This window comes from Neorhizobium alkalisoli, from assembly GCF_002968635.1.
Lineage (GTDB): Bacteria > Pseudomonadota > Alphaproteobacteria > Rhizobiales > Rhizobiaceae > Neorhizobium > Neorhizobium alkalisoli.
Genome location: NZ_PVBN01000003.1, coordinates 473450 through 488856 on the forward strand (window position 1 = coordinate 473450; position 15407 = coordinate 488856).

At 60.6% G+C, this 15407-nt stretch carries 15 protein-coding genes; 8 read left to right on the forward strand and 7 right to left on the reverse strand.

Translation table 11 applies throughout. The features are described from left to right. Positions 1–29 precede the first annotated feature (29 nt). The 4 genes from ehuB to ehuA are packed head-to-tail and all read left to right on the forward strand — an operon-like array spanning position 30 to position 3088. A complete protein-coding gene (ehuB, locus tag C5L13_RS09590) occupies positions 30–881 on the forward strand; it encodes an ectoine/hydroxyectoine ABC transporter substrate-binding protein EhuB (RefSeq protein WP_105383034.1) in 852 nt (283 codons plus the stop codon). Between the two features lie 59 nt (positions 882–940). After that, on the forward strand, positions 941–1606 hold the full coding sequence (gene ehuC, locus C5L13_RS09595) for an ectoine/hydroxyectoine ABC transporter permease subunit EhuC (RefSeq protein WP_105383035.1): 666 nt from the start codon (positions 941–943) through the stop codon (positions 1604–1606). Positions 1607–1619: 13 nt separating this feature from the next. Further along, on the forward strand, positions 1620–2312 hold the full coding sequence (ehuD, locus tag C5L13_RS09600; RefSeq protein WP_105383036.1) for an ectoine/hydroxyectoine ABC transporter permease subunit EhuD: 693 nt from the start codon (positions 1620–1622) through the stop codon (positions 2310–2312). Beyond that, positions 2309–3088 carry an ectoine/hydroxyectoine ABC transporter ATP-binding protein EhuA gene (gene ehuA / locus C5L13_RS09605; RefSeq protein ID WP_105383037.1) on the forward strand — a complete coding sequence of 260 codons (780 nt, stop codon included), beginning with the start codon at positions 2309–2311 and terminating at the stop codon, positions 3086–3088. Before ehuD ends, ehuA begins: the two co-directional genes overlap by 4 nt. Positions 3089–3549: 461 nt before the next feature. Here ehuA and C5L13_RS28720 read toward each other — a convergent pair whose 3' ends face one another. Further along, complete coding sequence (locus C5L13_RS28720) at positions 3550–3717, reverse strand: hypothetical protein (protein ID WP_158693424.1); 168 nt, start codon at positions 3715–3717, stop codon at positions 3550–3552. 695 nt (positions 3718–4412) lie between these two features. Between C5L13_RS28720 and C5L13_RS09615 the strand changes: the two genes are divergently transcribed. Genes C5L13_RS09615 through C5L13_RS09625 form a run of 3 tightly spaced genes read left to right on the forward strand, consistent with a single transcriptional unit; the run spans position 4413 to position 8322 of the window. Beyond that, complete coding sequence (locus tag C5L13_RS09615; RefSeq protein WP_205836820.1) at positions 4413–5408, forward strand: zinc-dependent alcohol dehydrogenase; 996 nt, start codon at positions 4413–4415, stop codon at positions 5406–5408. Between the two features lie 20 nt (positions 5409–5428). Next, positions 5429–6388 (forward strand): Gfo/Idh/MocA family protein, encoded by a 960-nt coding sequence (locus C5L13_RS09620; protein WP_205836821.1) that lies wholly within the window; start codon positions 5429–5431, stop codon positions 6386–6388. After that, entirely contained in the window at positions 6385–8322 is a 1938-nt protein-coding gene (locus tag C5L13_RS09625; RefSeq protein ID WP_105383041.1) for a glycoside hydrolase family 36 protein, read from the forward strand. Before C5L13_RS09620 ends, C5L13_RS09625 begins: the two co-directional genes overlap by 4 nt. A gap of 5 nt (positions 8323–8327) precedes the next feature. Here C5L13_RS09625 and C5L13_RS09630 read toward each other — a convergent pair whose 3' ends face one another. Continuing rightward, positions 8328–9014: a PIG-L deacetylase family protein gene (locus tag C5L13_RS09630; RefSeq protein ID WP_105383042.1), complete on the reverse strand. Its 687-nt coding sequence runs from the start codon at positions 9012–9014 to the stop codon at positions 8328–8330. Positions 9015–9043: 29 nt separating this feature from the next. On the opposite strand from C5L13_RS09630, the gene C5L13_RS09635 reads away from it, so the two are divergent. Beyond that, entirely contained in the window at positions 9044–9907 is an 864-nt protein-coding gene (locus C5L13_RS09635) for a DMT family transporter (RefSeq protein WP_105383043.1), read from the forward strand. Positions 9908–10012: 105 nt separating this feature from the next. Here the strand turns inward: C5L13_RS09635 and C5L13_RS09640 are convergent, their stop codons facing one another. The 5 genes from C5L13_RS09640 to C5L13_RS09660 all read right to left on the reverse strand — a co-directional run bounded on the left by C5L13_RS09640 (position 10013) and on the right by C5L13_RS09660 (position 15403). After that, positions 10013–11290, reverse strand: a complete 1278-nt coding sequence (locus C5L13_RS09640; RefSeq protein WP_105383044.1) for an amylo-alpha-1,6-glucosidase — start codon at positions 11288–11290, stop codon at positions 10013–10015. A 16-nt stretch (positions 11291–11306) separates the two neighbouring features. Next, entirely contained in the window at positions 11307–12347 is a 1041-nt protein-coding gene (locus C5L13_RS09645) for an ABC transporter ATP-binding protein (protein WP_105383045.1), read from the reverse strand. 10 nt (positions 12348–12357) lie between these two features. Beyond that, positions 12358–13212: a carbohydrate ABC transporter permease gene (locus tag C5L13_RS09650; RefSeq protein ID WP_105383046.1), complete on the reverse strand. Its 855-nt coding sequence runs from the start codon at positions 13210–13212 to the stop codon at positions 12358–12360. Beyond that, positions 13209–14057 carry a carbohydrate ABC transporter permease gene (locus tag C5L13_RS09655; protein WP_105383047.1) on the reverse strand — a complete coding sequence of 283 codons (849 nt, stop codon included), beginning with the start codon at positions 14055–14057 and terminating at the stop codon, positions 13209–13211. The genes C5L13_RS09650 and C5L13_RS09655 overlap by 4 nt, the downstream gene beginning before the upstream one ends. A 77-nt stretch (positions 14058–14134) precedes the next feature. After that, entirely contained in the window at positions 14135–15403 is a 1269-nt protein-coding gene (locus C5L13_RS09660; RefSeq protein ID WP_105383048.1) for an ABC transporter substrate-binding protein, read from the reverse strand. Positions 15404–15407: the final 4 nt, after the last annotated feature.

Genomic DNA, 15407 nt, shown 5'->3' on the forward strand with positions numbered 1-15407 from the left:
CGCAAACCATCAACCAGAGGAGAATGAACATGCACATCATGAAAATCGCCGGGCTTTCGGCCCTCGCCCTCAGCCTGACCATCACATCTGCCAGCGCGCTCACCGTCAAAGAGGTCAAGGAGCAGGGTTACATCCGTGCCGCGACCGCCAATGAAGTCCCCTATTCCTACATGCAGCCGGACGGCACGTCCGCCGGCATCGGACCGGATGTCGCCAACGCCGTCCTGAAGTCTATGGGTGTAGAGGAAGTCAATTGGACGGTGACGCCCTTCGGCACGCTCATCCCGGGCCTGAAGGCACGGCGTTTCGACTTCGCCGCAGCCGAGCAGAATATCTCGCCCGAACGCTGCAAACAGGTCGCCTTCACCGAGCCGAATTCGTCCTATGGCGAAGGATTGTTGGTGAAGAAGGGCAATCCGAAAGGCCTGAAGACCTATGCCGACATCGCGAAAGACCCATCGCTCAAGGTCGCGGTGGTTTCGGGTGCCAACAATGTCGACTTCCTGCGCGCCGTCGGCGTCAAGGAAGAACAGATCGTCTTCATTCCAGCCAATGCCGATGCGATCCCGACTGTGCAGAGCCGGGCCGACGCCTATGCGGCGACGGAGTTGACCGTCTCAGAACTCGCGAAGGCCCAAGCCCAGGTCGAGCAGGTAGCCCCCTTCGAAGATCCTATCGTCAAGGGCGCACCGGTCCGCAATTATGGCGGTTTTGCCTTCCGCCCGGAAGACAAGGAACTGCGCGACGCCTTCAATGCAGCCCTTGTCGAGTTCCGCAAGACGGACGGTTACAAGAAGATCCTCGCCAAGTACGGCCTCTCGGAACAGAGTATCGCTGCGGCTGCGGAAAAGAACGTCGCCGATCTTTGTGCTGGCAAGTAACGGAAAAAGGCGCTCGGCTCTGGCCGGGCGTCATCCGTTGAACCCCGGGAGACTTCCAGATGGACTGGACAGCCTACCTGCCTATGCTCTGGCAAGGCGCGACCGTCACCATGACGATCACCCTGGCGGCGATTGTCGTAGGCACCGTGCTTGCCTTCTTCTTCGGAATCCTGCGTGTAGAAGGCGGGCCGATCCTGTCGGCTATCGCGCTTTGTTACACGGAGGTGTTTCGCGGTACATCGCTGCTCGTCCAGCTTTTCTGGTTCTACTATGCACTGCCGTTGGTTGGTTTGAGCTTCGACCCGATCACGACCGGCATTCTGGTGCTGGCAGCCCATGCGGGCGGCTATGGCGCGGAAATCGTGCGCGGTGCGCTCTCGTCAGTCTCGGTGCAGCAGTTGGAAGCGGCCCGCGCGTTGAACTTCAACCGGTTTCAGACGCTGTTTCGCATTTCGTTGCCGCAGGCGGTCGTTGAGATGATGCCGGCCTTCGGCAATCTCGCCATCGAGACGCTGAAGCTCTCGTCTCTCGTATCTCTGATCTCCATTGCCGATCTCACTTTTTCAGCCCAGTCGATCCGCAACATCACCCTCGACAGTACGAGCATCTATTCGATCACGCTCGTCTGCTACTTCGCCATGTCGCTCGTGCTGATGGTCGCGATTCGAGTGATCGAGCATTTCGTGCGGCGCGGCAACGTTTTCCCGCGCTCGGCCCATTCCTAAGGATTGTATCTCCATGATGTATGGCTACGAGTGGGACACGACCACCTGGATCACCTACACGACCTCGATCCTGCCCATCATCCTGATCGGCCTGACGGTGACGTTGAAGGCCGCCGCCGCCGGCTTTTCCATCGCGCTTGTGCTCGGCCTCGTGTTTGCACTGCTGCGCCGCAGCCGGGTCAAGGCAATCTCCTGGACTACGGCCTTCATTGTCGAATTCCTGCGTGACACGCCGCTTCTGGTGCAGCTATTCTTTCTCTATTACGTGCTGCCGGATTTCGGTGTCGTGCTACCCGCCTTTCTCACCGGTGCACTCGCGCTCGGTCTGCAATATGCGGCCTATACGTCGGAGGTCTATCGCGGCGGCATCGAGGCTATACACTATGGCCAATGGGAGGCCTCGACCGCGCTCAATCTGACACGGGCGCAGACCTATCGCGACATCATCATTCCCCAGGCCATCCCTCGCATCGTGCCCGCCATGGGCAACTATCTCGTCGCCATGATCAAGGAAACACCGGTTCTTTCCGTGGTCACCGTTCTTGAAATGATGGGCCTCGCCAACATGATCGGCGAACGCACCTTCGAGTATCTCGTGCCGCTGACGCTTGTCGGCCTAATCTTCCTTCTCCTGACGCTTATCTGCTCGGCCGGCCTCCACCGCCTGCAGCAAGTTCTTCCGAAAGCAGGAATACCCTTGCGATGACCGACAACATCAACCCGCCCATCATCGAGTTTTCCGACGTCAGCAAGCGCTTCGGCATTCTGACGGTGCTCGACCAGTTCAATTTCAGCGTCGCGAAGGGCGAAAAGGTCACCCTAATCGGCCCCTCCGGCTCTGGAAAATCGACAGTTCTGCGCATCCTGATGACATTAGAGCCGTTCCAGGAGGGCAAGCTGACGCTCGCCGACGTTTCCTATCACGAGGCGGGCGGCAAAGGCCCTTTTCGGGCCTCGGAAAAACATCTGCGTCAGATCCGCAATCATGTCGGTATGGTCTTCCAGAGCTTCAATCTCTTCCCGCATATGACGGTTCTTCGAAACGTTGTCGAAGCACCGGTTCGAGTGCTGGGAATAGCGCGTGCGGAAGCTGAGGAGCGTGCGAATGAGCTGCTCCGGATGGTTGGACTTGCGGATAAGAAAGACCACTATCCGGTGCAACTATCCGGCGGACAGCAGCAGCGCGTCGCTATCGCTCGCGCTCTGGCCATGCGTCCGCGTGTCCTGCTTTTCGATGAGCCGACCTCGGCGCTCGACCCGCAACTGGTTGGCGAAGTGCTGTCGGTCATCCGCGGACTGGCGCATGAGCACGATCTGACCATGTTGCTCGTCACCCACGAGATGCGCTTTGCCCGCGAAGTGTCGGATCGCGTCTGCTTTTTCGACAAAGGTCGCATTTGCGAGCAGGGAACACCCGAAGAGATTTTCGAAGCACCGAAGCAGGAGCGAACTCGCGAGTTTCTCTCTTCGGTACTGCGATAGCTCAAACTGCTGGCTATAATATCGCGCCCGATACAAAGCAAACGACCCCGGTGCTCTGAATGCCGGGACGCTGACCTTCACTCAGTGGACTTAAGGCATCTGCTCCGTGGCCTTTGCAACAAACCAGCACGACTTGCACGTCAGCCATTTGGGCGAGATCGCAAACAAGGATGCGCTGCGCAGCCATTGTATCGGAACAATTGTCATCCATCCCGAGCTACATGGTGAACCGCCTCGAGAAAATAATCAGGAGGGCAAGCGGCCCTCCGAAAAGGGCGGCCATCAGGATGGCGGAAAGGAGAAACCTGCCGAAGAGGCGGAGAATGGCGGTACGGGTCATTGCTTTGCCTGTTTCGGCGATTGACGTTCGGTCTGGCCGGTGGAATGCGTCAGCACTCTCCCTGCAATCCAGTGGGTCAGACTGTCGATGTAGGAGAGGATGACAGGCAACGCGATCAGGGTCAGCGCGGTTTATCGAGCTGGCTTGCCGCAACCGCCCTCACGACCTCTTTCACCCGTTCATTCGTATCGATCGTTCCGCGTGCGGGATCGATAAACACGACGGCGACGTAGACGCCTCCCAAAAGCATCCCTGCCTTGGTCAATCTCATCGTCCATTTCAAAGCCATAAGCGACATTCCTTGGATGTGAAGCACGACCACCCACGGATGGCGTGTCGCACTTCGCTACTGAATGGCTCCGGTTGCTAGGCTTAGACAATTGCGGCAGCATTACCCGATGGTCCGCTTGTCCTCGGAATGTTGCTGCAACTTTCGCAGCCGAAAAGAACGGGACAGGAAACTCCTCCCACCGTTTGACGTGGGAAAGCCCTCATTTGATGCGCCGGCCCGGATGTTCTCCGTATTGAATGGATGGACGGATGAGGTCCGCTCTGTCACAAGCTGATCAGGACGCGACCGCCGATAGATTTAGATCGGGGTCGGGCAACCGATTGACGTCACGTTGCTGCCGCGAGATCACGCAGGCCGTCCTCATCGACCATGCATACTGGCGATGCGCATTTCGCGATCTCGACCGGGGTCCAACAGCCTTCCGTTGCCCGCCCTCGGCCACGCGTCGGCTGAAAACCTGCGGTTCCTCGATTACCTGATCTACGAGTCCGCGCTGACAGGCACTGGGAAGCCTCTCGCTTGGCGCGCAGCAGCGCGTTGCAGGTCCAGACAGCGCGCTTCTGCGCAAAGCCTAAATGAGATTGCAAACGTTTGAAATGCTGGTTAACTAGTCGAAGGAGCGATTTGGAGGAGAAATCGTGGAGGAGTGCCGTCTTGTGCTTGCGGCAGAGCGCCGGCTGGCGTTCGAGCCATTGGCCCTTTCGACCTTACAGGCCGGAGATGTATTAATCCGCACGCTCTATTCCGGAGTGAGCGCCGGCACGGAACTGTCGCAATATCGCGGCACCAGCCCGTTTATGAAACGCCAATGGGACGTCGAAACCCGCATGTTTCGCGACGGTACGCCGAGCTGGACCTACCCAGTGCGAAATCTTGGCTATGAGGAAGTCGGCATAGTGGAGCTGGTCGGAGCCGCGGTGACGCGGATTAAACCCGGCGACCACGTCTTCGGCACCTGGAACCATTGCACTGCGCATGTGATGAGCGAGGCGGAGGCCGCGATGCGACTGATGCCCGCCGGAGCCGATCCGCGCATCGGCGTGTTCTCCCATATCGGCGCGGTGGCGTTGAACGGCATCCACGACGCTCGCATTCGTCTCGGCGACCTGGTCGTCGTGTTTGGCCTTGGCGTCCCCGGACAGATTGTGGTGCAAGCCGCGCGCGCCTCGGGAGCGACCGTCATCGGTGTAGATCCCCTGGAGAACCGGCGCGCACTGGCGGCCACGCTCGGCGCGCATCGCGTGTTTGATCCGAACGAAGGCTCCATAGCCGATATCATCAAGGGCGAGACAGGCGGACGCGGCGCAGACATCTGCATCGAGGTCTCCGGAGCGCCGCTTGCCCTGGCGGAGGCAATACGTACGGTCGCCTATTCAAGTCGTGTCGTCGCAATGGGTTTCTTTCAAGGGGAGACGCGCGGGTTGCATCTTGGCGACGAGTTTCATCACAATCGCATCGAGCTGATCTGCAGCCAGATCTCCGGCGTCGCACCCGAGGCCAGCCATCGCTGGTCAAAGCCGAGGCTCTGGCAGACAGCAGTCCGGCTGCAGCACGAGGGCGTACTGGACCTGATCCCGTTGATCACCGACGAAACCCCGTTCGCCGAGGCACCGGCGCTGTTTGACCGGCTCGACAAAGGGGATCCGAACGTGCTGCAATCGGTTTTAACATTCAAGGCCGGCCAATGACTGCGCGATTGAGGGTTGCTTTGCTCGGCTGCGGCGGGATAGGCGCGCGTCATGCGGATGCGGTGGCCAAGTTGCCGGGGGAGATGCATCTGGTCGCCTGCTGTGGAAGGGAGGCCGATAAGACCGCTGCCTTTGCCGCGCGCTACCTTGCGCAACCCTTCGTTGATTTCGATCGCATGCTGGAGATGACCCAGCCGGACCTGCTTATCGTCGCCTTGCCACCCTTTGCGCATCAGGGGCAGGTCGAGGCGGCAGCCCGCGCTGGCGTCAATCTGCTGGTCGAAAAGCCGATCGCGCTGACGATGGAGCGCGCCGAAGCGCAGGTCGCGGCGACACGCGACGTCGTCGCCGCCTGCGGCTTCATGTATCGCCATGGCGCGGCGACCCAGGCTTGGGATACAGCACGCGCCCGCGGCGAGAGCGGCGTGGCAGGGCATTTCTCGGCGCAGTTTCATTGTAACGCACTGCATGCGCCATGGTGGCGCGAGCGAGACAAGGCCGGCGGGCAGATGGTCGAACAGATAATTCATCTGATTGATCTGGCCCGCCACACGCTCGGCATGCCTCAGACGGTCTATGCGCGCGCTGCAAACCTCTATCACCGCGACGTCGAGCGCTATGACACGGAGGACGTCAGCGCGATCATTCTGGGCTACGACGATGGCCGCATCGGCGTGCTTCACGCCAGCAACGCCGCTGTTCCGGGCCGATGGGCCAAGCAATGGCAGATCGTCGCCGGGCGCATGACCGGGCAATTCGCCGACTGGAACAATGCCGAATTCTTCGTCACCGGCACGCCGTCCGCACAGATCAGTATTCGCGACGAGCGCGACGTCTTCGTTGCGCAACTCGGCGATCTGGCCGAGGCAATTCGCCAACGCCGCGCGCCGCTTGTTCCCCTGGCCGACGGGGCGGCATCCCTGAAGATCGCGCTCGCCGCCCGTCAATCGGCAGAAGAGCGCCGGGAGATCGCGTTATGATGCCAAGCTTCAACGCCGATCAAGGAGCAATTGAGATTGGTTCGATCAGACTGGACGACCTCGCGCCGATCATCGACGGCGCTGTCGTGCCCGGTACACCTCAGATTGTCGAGAACACCGGCTCATATCTGCTGAGATGGCCGCTGGAGGACGGCACGCGGTTTGAACTCGACCTCACGGCCGGCGACGCGGCGCGGCTGTCGGGTCGATTTCGCCTGACCGGTTTCTCTGGCGAGCGACGGCTGCGATCGCTCGGCCTTGCCTTCGGTCGCGCATGCAATGTGCAGCGCTATCTGCGCAATGGATATATGAGCTGGGACGGAAGCTATTTTGTCGAGCCTGCCAATGCTCGCGAGGCCGCCAAGGCAGATCCTACGGTCCTGTTGGGGTATGCTGCCACCGCGCTTGTTTCGATGCAGGACGACGTCGCGGTCGTGGGCTTTGTCAGGCATGATCGCTTCCAGAGCCGGCTGGCTTTCGATTTTGCAGACGGACCCTTGTCTTTCACGCTAGAGACGCTGATCGACGAAGTACCGCGCCAGGGCGTGGTGGAGGGTGAACCCTTCATCATACTCACGGCTTCCACTTACGAGGATGGCATGCGCGCCTGGGCCCGGGCTGTCGCAGCCGCGGCACCGGTTCCACCTCGCTTGCCCGAGTACCGGCTGACCGGCTGGTGTTCATGGTACAATCTCTACGCATCGCTCAGCCCGCCCGTGCTGATCGAGCATCTGGAGGCGGCGCGACGTTACCGCTGCTCAAGCGGCGCGCCGTTCGATATGTTCCTGGTTGATGACGGTTTTACGCCAGAAATGGGCGACTGGCTGGAAACCAAGCCGCAATTTCCCGATGGCATCAGGCCTATCCTTGAGCTTATCTCCGCCGCCGGCTTTACCGCGGGTCTGTGGGTTGCCCCCTTCATGGTCGGCAACCGCTCGAACCTCTATGCGGCGCATCCCGACTGGGTGGTAAGGGATCGGCAAACCGGCAAGCCGCTCGCTCCAATGACCTTCTATGGCGAATTTCGCTGGCACAAGCGCAGCGAGGAATATTACGTCCTCGACGTGACCCATCCCGATGCGGAGGCTTACATCCGGAAGGTGTTTCGAACCTGGAGGCATGATTGGGGCTGCCGCTATTTCAAGGCCGACTTCCTGCATCTCGGTTCGACCTATGGTCCCGAAGTCGCGCGATGGCATCGCGATGATCTCAGCCGCATTGAGATATGGATGATCATGACGCGCCTGATGCGCGAGGAAATTGGCGATGCTCCGCTGCTACTATGCGGTGCGCCTCTCTGGGCTCCTGTGGGTTTGGCCGACGCCATGCGCATCGGGCGCGACATCGGCGTTACGTGGAAGGGACATTACTCCGCCGAATCCCTGCTGCGCGACCAGACGGCGCGCAACTTCGGCAATGGCATCCTGTGGCAGGCCGATCCTGACTGCATCCTGCTGCGCGATCGGTTCCATGATCTGACGGATGCTCAGGTGCGTTCGCTGGCCTTGTTCGCAGGATTGGCCGGCGGCGTGCTGATGACGAGCGACCAGCTCGACGAAATACCCGCGGAACGCCGCGAACTGCTGGCACGGCTCACCGGCGACGGCAAACCGTTTGCCTGCGATTTCCCGCTTGCCGGCACCTTGCAGCTGACCCACGGCGAGGGCACCGGACCCACCGGCAAGCCTATAATGACGACGACGGCCGATCCCGTCATCGTGCAGCGCCTGCAGCACGGGGACGAGACAATCCTCAATATTTTCAACACCGGCGAACATCACCTCGATCGCTTGGTTCCGTGGACGCTGGCGCAGCGCGGCGGTCCTTGCTCGGTCACCGAAGATGGCCGCTCCGTGCAGGCCAGTGAAGCCGGCGTGCAACTGTTGCTCGAACCGTTCCAATCGCGCGTTCTGTCGTTCCGGGACGGCCCATGATGACGTCAGCGAGGTTTGCTTCGGTTGCGAACCGGGCGCACCGCCGGCGCAGGCGGCAACATTGCGCGAATATCCACAAAAGGATAGATCGGCTTGAAGCTGTATGCCTCTGCGTAGGCGCCGGCTGGCGCGTTGCATTGACCGGCGCGAAATGCATTGTGAGCTCCAGCCGCCAGGACAAATCGCTCCGGGTCCTGAGAAACATGGCACCGGATCGCCTGTGCCTTCAGCGCGAAATGCTCGCTGATATCGACATAGAAGAACGGTTCGGATCCCACCCCCTGCAGCGTGTCGGCATAGATGACCGGCGCGGTGAAGGACGCGGCGAGAGCAACAGCTTCGGACAGAGCGCGGTGATCGCCGTGATAGTCGTTTCCCCCATGGGTGATGACGATGTCAGGCAAGACATCGTCAATGAGCGCCTTCAACGCCGCATCGAGTGCACTGTCGGCGACCAGCGCGCCGTCAGGGAAATCGAGGAACCTCAGATCGGCGCTGAGAAGATCGGCCGCGGTTTGCGCCTCCTTGCGTCGCGTGCGCGCCAGCTCGACCGGGTCGCCGGCTCCGCCCTTCGCTCCATCGGTGGCGATGGCGATGATCAGGTCGGCGCCCATCACCTTCCATGCGGCGAGCGCACCGAACATGAAGATCTCGATGTCATCGGGATGCGCGCCCAGCGCCAGTACTTTCATTTCCGGTCCTCTCGCCTGTCGCGCCTGTCATGAAGAATGGCGTCCTGATTGCCCTCTTGTCCTACGCGACCTTTTCATGGGGTGACGCCTGCATCAAGGCGTCTCGCGGCGGTATGTCCGTGTTCCAGATCGGCTTTCTGGTAGCGGCGGCCGCTGCGTTCTTCCTGTTTTTCGCGCATGGTCCCGAGGAGCGTTGGCGCGATTTCTGGCGTACCAAGCGGCCATGGCTGGTGCAGGCGCGCGCGATCACCGGCTCAGGTGCTGGAATCCTCGGTGTCTATGCTTTCACCACCATTCCGATGGCCGAAGCCTATTCGCTTATCTTCCTCTCTCCCTTTTTCGTCACGCTCCTGTCGACATTGATTCTGAAGGAGCAGATCGGCCCGTGGCGCTGGGGCGCGGTATTTGCCGGCTTTTGTGGCGTACTCCTGGTGGTACGCCCGGGCTTTCGCGAATTGTCGCTCGGTCACCTTGCGGCCCTCGGCATCGCCTTTCTCACCGCCACGACCGTGATCCTCCTGCGCTCGCTGTCCCGCACGGAAAAGCGTACGACGATCCTAGGGGTCATGATGATCTATGCGCTTGTTATCAACGCTGCCGGCATGATGCTGACCGGAGCGAAAGTGCCTTCCGTCAGGGAAATCTCCCTTGTCCTGGCGGCCGGCGCGTTCTCCGCCTGTGGTCAAGTGCTGCTCCTTCAGGCCATGAAACTCGCACCGGCCAATCACGTGGCGCCGACGCAGTACTCGCAGATAGCATGGGCGGCAGCAATCGGCGCGGCCGTGTTCCAGGAATATCCCGACCGGCTGGCGATAGTCGGCCTGGTCATCGTCGCACTTGCCGGCCTGACGACCCTCATCCGCGAGAAGACGAGGCTCGGCAAGGTTCGCTGAAACCGCGGAGCCGAAACAGGCTATAAGGCGCCCTTGTTCAGGCATGAAGACTAGCGGCGTCGAAGCTCCCTTTCGCCAGGGAGCGTCGGGACCGGGAGCGTTCCATCACGCCGCCTGGACGAACTCCAGCACCATAGCCGCAGTCCAGGTGAAGCGTCCGCCGCCGAGTGGCTCGCCATCCAGCGGATCGTAATATTCGGCAAAACCGCTTTCGGCGATCAGGTCGAGGCTGGACTGCGTGATGCGTTCGGCCATCGCGGTTTGCCCGGCGACAGCAAGACCATCGGCGATCATATAGTTCACGACAAGCCAGCACGGCCCACGCCAATACCGCTTGGCGTCGAAGCGGGGATCGGCGGGATCGTGCGAAGGCACGAGGAAACGCGCCTTCTCCGCCAGCTTGCCAATGGTATTGGAGATCACTTCCGCGCGAGCCTTCGGCACGGCGCAAAAGGCCGCCAGCAGGCCGCCGATCGAGGCACTGTCGATCAGCTTGCCGATGACACGGTCGAGGCAGAGATATTGCCCGTGTTCTTCGCTCCACAACTTTTCCATCGCCTCCTGTCCCTTCTCGGAGCGATCGCGGTTTGCCTGCGCCAGCGCCGGCTCCCCGAGTTCCGTGGCAAGCACCGCCAGATCGGCGCAGGAGCGGATCAGGATCGCATTGAAGCCGGGATCGACTACCTGAAACGGCGAGGCGTCGTGCAGTTTGGAATTGTTCCAGTCGAGGCTGCGAAAATGCTGTAGCAGCCAGAGATAGCGGTCATACTGTTCCTTGGTCGGACGGTGTTTCGGATCGGCATGTTGGGTATCGCGGCGTACATAGGGCTCGACGCCGTGGGTCGGCACGCGCTCGAAAGCCTCGTCCCAGTCGATGGAATTGTCGCGACCGGCCTCCCACGGATGGATGATGGCGACGAGGCCTTCCTTCTGCGGATCGCGGTTTTCGTAGAACCACCGATGCCAGGCATCGATCTTGGGCAGCAGCGCCCTCGCCCGGCGCGCCGCCGCCTGTTTGTTCCTGGCATTGTCATAGAGTCGACGCACGGCAAAACCGGCGACCGCAGGCTGTGTGATGCCTGAAGTCGGCGTCGGACGACCGGATTTCCACACGTCAGGGCCGGGGAAATAACCGTCGTCATACACATGGAAGATAATGTGTGGCACCATACCGTCGGGCCATTGATGCTGGAACAAAGTCTCGATCTCGACCCAGGCGCGATCTTCGTCAAAATGACGCTGACCAAGGGCGGTGAGGCAGGAATCCCAGTTCCACTGGAAAGGATAGAGCCCCTTGGTGGGCACAGTGTATACGCCCCGATCGTTTTCCTTCAGTACCTCGACAGCGCGGTCGATGACGTCCTGTTTCTTGAGCGTCGTCATGGTGGCTTCTCCTAAATCATTGTATGGCGGATGTTGACTGGGGATCGAACCAGCGAATGCGGTCGGCTCGTGGCACGAGCGACAGCATGTCGCCGGTTTTGGCCTCCGCGTTGGAATCGAGCACGACCCGGAAAATCTTGCCTTCGACATCAGTGGTGATCAGCGTGTGCGCGCCCAGCGGCTCGACCACGCGCACGGTGGCGGGAATGCCGCCTGGGCCGATATCCATATCTTCGGGGCGAATGGCAAATTCGATGTCGCCCGAAGCCTTCGGACCTTTCAGCATGCTGCCGGCGACGATAAACCGCTCCTCGCCCGACTTGGTCGCCGGCAAGAAATTCATCGGCGGGTTGCCGATGAAGGAGCCTACAAAACGCGCGGCCGGATTGCGATAAACTTCCACCGGCGAGGCTGCCTGCACGATGCGGCCCTGATGCATGACGGCGATGCGGTCGGCCAGGCTCATCGCCTCGACCTGATCATGCGTCACATAGATTGCCGTGGTCTTGGAGTGAGCCAGAACGCCCTTCAGCTCGGCGCGCATTTCCAGACGCAAGAGCGCGTCGAGATTGGAGAGCGGCTCGTCCATCAGGATCACGTCGGGCTCCATGGCGAGGGCGCGTGCAACCGCGACGCGCTGCCGCTGCCCGCCGGACAGTTGGCCGGAGTATCGCTGCAGGAGCTGTTCGATATGCATCAGTTCCGCGGTGCGTTTGACGCGATGGTCGACTTCCGACTGCGGCTTTTTCTGCATGCGCAGGCCGAAAGCGATGTTTTCATAGACGGTCAGGTGAGGAAATACCGCATAGTTCTGGAAAACCATCGCGATACCGCGTTGGCGCGGCGGCAGGTGATCGACCCGACGCCCCCCGATCCAAACCTCGCCCTCGCTGGGGGTTTCGAGGCCCGCAATGATACGCAACAGCGTGGTCTTGCCGCAGCCCGAAGCGCCGAGCAGCACCATAAACTCCTGGTTGGTGATGGTGAGGTCGATCTGATGCAGCGCTGTGAAGGCCCCGAACCGTTTGGCAACGCCCTTGATCTCGATTTCAGCCATTGTCTTCCTCCTAGCGGTTGGCGATGCCCCACATGGCGAACAGATATTTGCGCACGGCGAAGATGAAAATCAGCGCCGGCACGACGAGCGCCGCGCCGCCCGCGAACTTGAGATAGAGTGGCGAGACGTTGATGGATTGCAGCAGGAAAGCTGTGAGTGTTCGATTTTCAATGGTGAGTACGGCGGCTGCGAAAACCTCGTTCCACGATATGGTGAATGCAAATACTGCCGATGCTGCAATCCCGGGCAGCGCGAGCGGCAGGACGACCTTTCGGAAAGCCTGCCAGCGATTGCAGCCGAGCGTCCAGGCGGCCTCCTCGAGTTCCACCGGAATGCCCGAGAACAGAGAAAAGGTGATCAGCACCGCAAAGGGTAACGACAGCGTCGTATGCACGATTGCGAGTCCGAAGGCGGTATCGTCGAGCCCGGTGCGAATGAAAAGCACCGCCAAGGGCAGGGCCAGCAGGGGCAACGGGAAGGCGCGCGTCATCAGCACAAGGAAGCGAAACGCTTCCTTGCCCGGAAAATCGAACCGCGACAGCGCGTAACCCGCAGGCGCGCCGATGCCGATAGAAAGCACCATGGTCAGAAGCGCCACCACGACCGAATTCCACAAGGCCTTGCCGACGCCCTGGAAGTTCAGGAAGAACGAAAGCGAACCAAAATCAAAGGATGGGATCATCCGTTTCGGAAAACTGGTCACCTCGGCTGGCGAGGAGAGCGCGTTGACCAGCAGGAGGTAGATCGGCAGCAGCACCCAAACACACAGCACCACAATGCAGGCGATCAGGAGCCCGCTGCCGGCCTTGCGAGCATCGGTTACGGCAGCCGGCACAGCCGGCAGATCGTTTGTCACGACTGTCATAGGCGGGCCTCCTTGGGAACACGCAGCAGATAGAGCAGCAGCAGTGTGAATGCGATGGAGATTACCAGGATCAGCATGGCGAAAGCTGCAGCTACGCCACGATCTTGTAATGCGAACTGCCAATGATAGGTCTCTCCCATCAGGACGGGGAACTGTGTGCCCGCGAGCGCGGCGACGACGGCGAAGACCTCGAAAGCAAGGATGACGCGCAGGATGAGCGCGGTCTGCAGGCTGGGCCTGAGCAGAGGCAAAGTGACCTTGACGAAACGCTTCCACGGACTGGCGCCGAACACCTCCGCAGCCTCGTAATATTCCTTGGGAATGAGCCCCATGCCGGCCACAAGGATGACCATCATGATCGCCGTGGCACGCCAGACCTCAGCCAGCACGACGGCAATAAAGATCACCCACTTGTTCTGGTAGCCGAGGAACATGATCGGCTTGTCGATGAGACCCAGGCTCACGAGCCAGCTGTTCAGAAAACCGGACTGCTCGAAGATGGCGAGCCAGATCAGGCCCGCCGCAAGATCGGACAGGCCAAGCGGAATGGCGAAGATATAGAGAATGGCGCTTCGCCCCGTCGAAAGCTTGGAGACGATGGTAGCCATCGAGAGAGCCATGGCCAGTTGGATCGGCACGACAACGGCCGCCAGCAACATGGTATTGCGGAAGGTCTCGGAAAACTTCCAGTTGCTCGTCATCGTACGGAAGTTGTCGAGCGTCACCGCTCCACCTTTGGTGAAGGCGTCAATAGCGACCAACACGAAAGGATAAAGAAAGAACACGACCAGAAAGACCGTGGCCGGCGCCAATAGAAAGTATGGTAAGGCTTTCGTTGAGCGCATGGCGCCGCCTCCATCGGATCAGCATGGATCGGGTCGAGGCGTCCGAGCATCAAGTGCCCGGACGCGATAAAGGCTCCCTACTCCACCGGGCAGGCACCCTGCGACACCGGATCCGGCTGCCAGCACGGCGCCTTGGCCTGATCGATCAGCGCCTTCAGTGCTTGAGCCTGCTCGTCGAGCGCCGGACGGATGTCCTGACCGCCGAGAATGATCCGTTCAAAGGTGTCGTTGTAGATCTGGTTGAACTTGCCGCCGAGATTGCCGAGGCCGGTCGGCAGAAGCGCGGGCACCGCGTCCTTGGCGCCGGTCTGAGCGGCAATCGCCGGACCGGATACCTTGACCGAATTCGGCATGTCGTCCGGCAGGTTCACGTTCACAACGGGAAAGAAATTAGTGGCGCGCAGGGTGGCGATCTGCGTTTCCGGCTTCATCATATAGGCGATGAGCTCCTTGGACTTCTCTATATCAGGCGCGGTCTTGGGAATACCGATGCCGGCGATGACCGGCATGAAGCCGCGACCGGCAGGACCAGCAGGAACCGGGAAGGCGACGAAGTCGGCAGGTTTCTGGTTGAAGGCATCGGCGAGACGCGCAACATGGTCGAACGCGACCCAGACTTCCTCTGAAAGCAGCGGCTGCTGCATGAAGGCGTAGGTGGTCGAGGCCGGGTTGGTGTACTGCCAGAGCTCCTTGAATTTACCCCAACCGGCTTCGGCCTCCGGCGAGCGGAATTTCGTCACCATCGACTTCGTGTAGGAAGGCAGCAGGAAACCCTGAAAGAAGCGGTGCTTCAGGCCTTCCGGACCGGCTGGGAATCCGAACTTCGGCGAGCCGGTCTTTTCTGCCATATTCTTCGCCCACTCGATCAACTGATCGTAAGTCAGCGCATTTATGTCAGCACCTTGCGGCAGAAATTCCAAGGCTTTCTTGTTTGCGGCCATGATGTAGGTCGCCTGCATCCACGGAAGATACTTCTGCTCCGAGGTGCCAAGCTTGGCGAGTTCCCTGTACTGGTCGTTCACACGCACGTCGCCGAGCTTGATGCCCGAAAGGTCGACCAGATCGCCCGACATCGACGAGAACGAACCATGCAGAGCGCCGAGCACCGCGATCGTGCCCTTACCGGCCTGGATCTCGGCCTGCAGGCGGGTTAACCAGGGACCATCGTCGGAGGGCTGGTAGTCGACGCCGCCGGGAAAGCCCTTCAGCACGATATCGCGCATCTTCTGCGCTTCCTCGACTGGCTTAGCCTGAGTCGACCAGAACAGTGCCTGCGCCGAGGCGGCGCCCGATAGCAGCGCCGTGGCGAACGCCGCGCCGGCAACGAGTTTAAGCAGCTTTTTCATCGTT

Bases quoted from the DNA above. Each gene is read 5' to 3' on its own strand.
- ehuB (WP_105383034.1), top strand. From the start codon at position 30: ATGCACATCATGAAAATCGCCGGGCTTTCGGCCCTCGCCCTCAGCCTG.
- ehuD (WP_105383036.1), top strand. From the start codon at position 1,620: ATGATGTATGGCTACGAGTGGGACACGACCACCTGGATCACCTACACG.
- C5L13_RS09635 (WP_105383043.1), top strand. From the start codon at position 9,044: ATGAAGAATGGCGTCCTGATTGCCCTCTTGTCCTACGCGACCTTTTCA.
- C5L13_RS09625 (WP_105383041.1), top strand. From the start codon at position 6,385: ATGATGCCAAGCTTCAACGCCGATCAAGGAGCAATTGAGATTGGTTCG.
- C5L13_RS09630 (WP_105383042.1), bottom strand. From the start codon at position 9,014: ATGAAAGTACTGGCGCTGGGCGCGCATCCCGATGACATCGAGATCTTC.
- ehuC (WP_105383035.1), top strand. From the start codon at position 941: ATGGACTGGACAGCCTACCTGCCTATGCTCTGGCAAGGCGCGACCGTC.
- ehuA (WP_105383037.1), top strand. From the start codon at position 2,309: ATGACCGACAACATCAACCCGCCCATCATCGAGTTTTCCGACGTCAGC.
- C5L13_RS09650 (WP_105383046.1), bottom strand. From the start codon at position 13,212: ATGACAGTCGTGACAAACGATCTGCCGGCTGTGCCGGCTGCCGTAACC.
- C5L13_RS09655 (WP_105383047.1), bottom strand. From the start codon at position 14,057: ATGCGCTCAACGAAAGCCTTACCATACTTTCTATTGGCGCCGGCCACG.
- C5L13_RS09645 (WP_105383045.1), bottom strand. From the start codon at position 12,347: ATGGCTGAAATCGAGATCAAGGGCGTTGCCAAACGGTTCGGGGCCTTC.
- C5L13_RS09640 (WP_105383044.1), bottom strand. From the start codon at position 11,290: ATGACGACGCTCAAGAAACAGGACGTCATCGACCGCGCTGTCGAGGTA.
- C5L13_RS09660 (WP_105383048.1), bottom strand. From the start codon at position 15,403: ATGAAAAAGCTGCTTAAACTCGTTGCCGGCGCGGCGTTCGCCACGGCG.
- C5L13_RS28720 (WP_158693424.1), bottom strand. From the start codon at position 3,717: ATGGCTTTGAAATGGACGATGAGATTGACCAAGGCAGGGATGCTTTTG.